Annotated in this window: 7 protein-coding genes; 1 reads left to right on the plus strand and 6 read right to left on the minus strand. The window is 69.7% G+C overall.

Annotated elements, in window-relative coordinates; translation table 11 throughout:
• From AX685_RS11495 to AX685_RS11510, 4 genes are all read right to left on the minus strand, one after another.
• The coding region (locus AX685_RS11495; RefSeq protein ID WP_156445775.1) for an RluA family pseudouridine synthase at positions 1–1,151 on the minus strand (1,151 nt) is incomplete at its 3' end.
• Entirely contained in the window at positions 1,148–1,537 is a 390-nt protein-coding gene (gene crcB / locus AX685_RS11500; RefSeq protein ID WP_066488788.1) for a fluoride efflux transporter CrcB, read from the minus strand. The genes AX685_RS11495 and crcB, both read right to left, overlap by 4 nt.
• A 59-nt stretch (positions 1,538–1,596) precedes the next feature.
• Positions 1,597–1,926 (minus strand): DMT family transporter, encoded by a 330-nt coding sequence (locus AX685_RS11505; RefSeq protein ID WP_066488790.1) that lies wholly within the window; start codon positions 1,924–1,926, stop codon positions 1,597–1,599.
• Positions 1,927–1,945: 19 nt separating this feature from the next.
• A complete protein-coding gene (locus AX685_RS11510; protein ID WP_066488792.1) occupies positions 1,946–2,707 on the minus strand; it encodes a hypothetical protein in 762 nt (253 codons plus the stop codon).
• 110 nt (positions 2,708–2,817) lie between these two features.
• Here AX685_RS11510 and AX685_RS11515 point away from each other — a divergent pair, with 110 nt between their 5' ends.
• On the plus strand, positions 2,818–3,039 hold the full coding sequence (locus AX685_RS11515; protein WP_066488795.1) for a hypothetical protein: 222 nt from the start codon (positions 2,818–2,820) through the stop codon (positions 3,037–3,039).
• A 55-nt stretch (positions 3,040–3,094) separates the two neighbouring features.
• Here AX685_RS11515 and AX685_RS11520 read toward each other — a convergent pair whose 3' ends face one another.
• Positions 3,095–3,661, minus strand: a complete 567-nt coding sequence (locus tag AX685_RS11520; protein WP_082740834.1) for a glycine zipper 2TM domain-containing protein — start codon at positions 3,659–3,661, stop codon at positions 3,095–3,097.
• A gap of 98 nt (positions 3,662–3,759) precedes the next feature.
• Positions 3,760–4,188, minus strand: a complete 429-nt coding sequence (locus tag AX685_RS11525) for an OsmC family protein (protein WP_066488797.1) — start codon at positions 4,186–4,188, stop codon at positions 3,760–3,762.
• Positions 4,189–4,268 lie beyond the last annotated feature (80 nt).

Here is a 4,268-nt window from a genome sequence, read left to right on the forward strand (position 1 = left end):
TGCCAAGAGCGTCCGCAAGGAACGTCGCGGCGAACGGCGCGGCCGCCGCGCGGTGTGTCGTCCGCGCCGCGGCCGCGCCGTTCGCCGCGACGTTCCTTGCGGACGCTCTTGGCATGCGCGCGCGCCTTGGCCTTCTTCTCCTCGCGCGTGGGGGGGGTGAAGCTGTCGAGCGGCATCATGTCGCCGGCCATCGCCTCGAACCCCAGCCCCGCCAGGCTTTCGGCGAAGTGCGTCGGCAGCTCCGCCGTCACGTCGATCTCGCCGCCGTCGGGATGGTCGACGCGGATGCGGCGCGCGTGGAGGTGCATCTTGCGGCTGATCCCGCCGGTCAGGAACGCCGCCGGGCCGCCGTACTTGCCGTCGCCGACGATCGGATGACCGATCGCCGCCATGTGGACGCGCAGCTGGTGGGTGCGCCCGGTGAAGGGTTGCAGCTCGACCCAGGCGGCACGGTTGCCGGCGCGCTCGATCACGCGATAGCGGCTGCGCGCGGGGCTGCCCTCCGCCTCGTCGACGTGCATCTTCTCGCCGCCGGTGCCGGGCTGCTTGGCGATCGGCAGGTCGATCGTGCCGTCGTCGATCGAGGGGACGCCGACCACCAGCGCCCAATAGACCTTCTTGGCGGAACGGCCCGAGAAGCTCTTGGCGAAGAAAGCCGCAGCGCGGGTGGTGCGCGCGACCAGCAGCGCGCCCGACGTATCCTTGTCGAGGCGGTGGACCAGCTTGGGCCGCCCCTCTGCCTCATATTGCAGCGCGTCGAGCAGGCCGTCGACATGCTGGACCGTCTTCGTCCCGCCCTGCGTCGCGAGGCCGGGTGGCTTGTTGAGGACCAGCGCCTGTGCGTCCTTGTGTATCACCATCTCACGCGCGAAGGTCGCCTCGTCATCGCTCACCGGCGGGCGCTGGCGCTGCGGCCTGGCATCGGTGCGGACCGGTTCGGCGGGGGGAACGCGCAGCACCTGTCCGGCCTGCAACCGGTCGCCGGGGCCGACGCGCGCGCCGTCCACCCGCAATTGCCCGGTGCGCGCCCATTTGGCGACGGTGGTGAAGCTGGTCCCCTCCAGATGCCGCTTGAACCAGCGATCGACGCGGATGCCGTCGTCGTCGTAGCCGACCGTGAATTGGCGGACGTTGTCGTCGCGGTCGCTCATGCTCCCGCCCCCGACAGCGCGCGGACGATCATCAGCCCGGCGAACAGCGCGATCAGCCCGCCGACGACGCTGGCGAGGACATAGGAGAGCGCGGCGACGGGATCGCCGCGCTCCACCATGTTGGCGGTGTCCAGCGCGAAGGCGGAGAAGGTGGTGAAGCCGCCGAGCACGCCGGTGCCCAGCAGCAGCCGCCACGTCTCGCCCCCCATGCCGATGCGTGCGAGGATGCCGGCCAGCACCCCCATCATGAAGCTGCCAACGATATTGACGATCAGCGTGCCGGAGGGCCAGCCGGGACCGAAAGCGGCCAGCGTCGCCTGTCCGGTGAGAAAGCGGGCGCCCGAACCGATCGCGCCGCCCGCCATGACGAGGAGGAGGGAATTCATCGCGCGTCCCTACCGGCTTTCGCCGCGGAAGGGAATTGACCGTGCGTCGTGCCCCCGGATCATGACGCCGCGGCGCGCGGCCCCAGGTTCATCACCGCCACCCCCGCGACGATCAGCACCATGCCCGCCAGCGTCGGCAGGTCGAGCCGCTGCCCGTGGACGATCCACGCCGCGGCGGTGACCAGCACGATGCCGACCCCCGACCAGATCGCATAGGCGACGCCGGTGGGGATCGTGCGCAGCGCCAGCGACAGGCAGTAGAAGGCGATCGCATAGCCAGCGACGGTCACCAGCGCGGGGAACGGGCGGGTGAAGCCGTCCGATTGCTTGAGCGCGGTGGTGGCGACCACTTCCGAGAGAATGGCGGCGAGCAGGAGGAGGTACGGCATCGCGCGACGATAGCGCGGATCAGCCGCCGTCGACCATCAGATCCACCTCGGTGCCGCCGCCGGCGTGCGGGCGCAGGAGCGCCAGGAACGCGCCCCCGCCAGCCTTCGTGCCCGCCAGCACATGTTCCGCGCCGTCCGCCTGATGTCCGGCGCGGAAGCCGGCGGCGGTGGCGCGGGTGTAGTAATAGTCGAGTAGCCGCTGCATCGGTTGCGCGCTGGCGAAGGTGACGATGCGCAGGCGGCAGCCGTCGCCATCGGCGCCCGCCGCCTCGATCACGCGCGCGTCGGCGATCAGCGGGATGCTGCCCGGCAGGCGCGTCGCCCAGACCGCCGAGTAAGCGACGCGGCCAGCGCATTGCGCGGTCGCGCCACCCTGTCCTCCGGCGAGAGCCCCCAGCGTCAGCGCACGGCGCGCGACGGCGCATTGCGGGCAGTCGGCGGACGGGGCGGGGGCGCTGCGCAGCGTCTGGCCGGCGAGCGGATCCTTGGGCATCGCCGCCTGCGCGATCCCGTCGGGCGGCACCGCGCCGGACGCGGGCATGGTCGGCGGGCGCACCGCATCGTCGTTCGCCTGCTGCACCAGCATCGGATCGACCATGATCTGGTCGCGCAACGCCGCGGTCAGCGCAGGGTCGGCATCATTGCCGAGCAGCGCCGCATCGACGGCATTGACGTCGGGACCGGCCGCGGGCTTCGGCGATCCGCACCCCGCCAGCGCGAGCGCCGCGGCAAGGATGGCAGCGATGCCGGGAAGGCGCGGGGTGATCGTCGTGCGTCGCATCGGCCGTCCGTGGCGAGGGAAAGGAGCAAGAGGCATGGCGCGGGCGGCGTTAAGCAACCCTTTCGTGTCTCACTCTTGCAATACACCTGTGGCAGGGCCATGTTCCCGTCATGCTCAACTTGCTTTCCATCCTCATCGGTCTGGTGGCGCTGGTGCTCGGCATCGTGCCGTTCCTGCCGTTCTTCGCCTGGGGCTACTGGTTCGTCATCCCGATCGCGGTCGTCGGCGCGGCGATCGGCGCGCTGTCGTCCCGCAACGGCGGGCGCAACCTGAACCTGATCCTCATCCTGATCTTCGGCCTGCGGCTGATGCTTGGCGGCGGGATCATCTGATGCGAAAACGGCCCCGGCGCGATGCCGGGGCCGCCTCCGCCTGGTCAAGCCGCGCTTAGCGGCAGACGACCTGCCCGCGGTCGATCGACTGGCCGAGCAGCGCACCGCCGCCCGCCCCGATCACCGTGCCCAGTAGCCGCGAGCCGCCGCCGGCGATGATATTGCCCAGCGCACCGCCGGCCAAGCCGCCGACGACCAGCCCGGTCGTCCCGTCCGACCGGCGGCAGTAGTAACGGCCGTTGTAGCCGCGATAGACGCGGTCGTTGCGGGTCAGCGCGCGCTGCCGGTAATAACGCCCGTCGCGGTAGTAGCGGGCCGGGTCGTAACCGCGCTGGCCCGGTTCGAACCGGTTATGGTCGTAGCGATTGTATCGCCGCCAGTCGCGCACCGTATCGTTGCGATCGCGTCGCGCGTCGCGCACGTCATCGCGATAGTCGCGTCGGGCGTCACGCACGTCGCGGCGCGAGTCCGCGCGGCGCAGGTCATCACGATAATCGCGGCGCGCATCATTGATATCGCGCCGATATTCGCGATCGGCCTGCGGCGGCGTCTGCGCGATGGCGGCGACCGGGACCGTGGCCAGCGTGGTCGCTGCCAACACCGTACCCATGATGATACGCATCACTGTTCTCCTTGATCGACGAAAGTAACGGGGAGAACGATGAAGACGCCGCGCGGTTGCGTGAACGTAACATTACTGCCCGTTCACGCGCGCGCAAGTTACTGTGACAGGTGGTGAGTCAACGTTACTTCGGCGGTCATCAATTTCGACACCGGGCAGCCGGCCTTTGCCTCGTTCGCGATCTTCTCGAACTCATCGGCGTCGATGCCGGGGACCGTGGCGGTGAGGTCGAGTTTCGACGAGGTGATGGTGAAGCCGTCGCCATCCTTTTCGACGGTGACCTTCGCGCTCGTCTCCAGCGTACCGTCATGATAGCCGGCGCCGGCCAGTGCGAAGCTGAGCGCCATGGTGAAGCAACTGGCGTGCGCGGCGGCGATCAGCTCCTCCGGGTTGGTGCCGGCGCCGTCCTCGAACCGGGTGTTGAAGCCATATGGCTGGTCCTTGAGCACGCCCGACTGAGTGGAAACCCAGCCCTTGCCGTCCTTGCCAAGGCCTTCGTAGCGCGCCGATCCACTGCGGGTGGGCATGTGTCGTCTCCAACGAAAAAGGGGCGCGGTCCCCATCGGACCGCGCCCCTTCCAACGCCGATCAGCCCGAAAGGCTCAAC

Origin of the sequence: Sphingomonas sp. CCH9-F2 (assembly GCF_001556735.1) — a bacterium.
GTDB classification, from domain to species: domain Bacteria; phylum Pseudomonadota; class Alphaproteobacteria; order Sphingomonadales; family Sphingomonadaceae; genus Sphingomonas; species Sphingomonas ginsenosidimutans.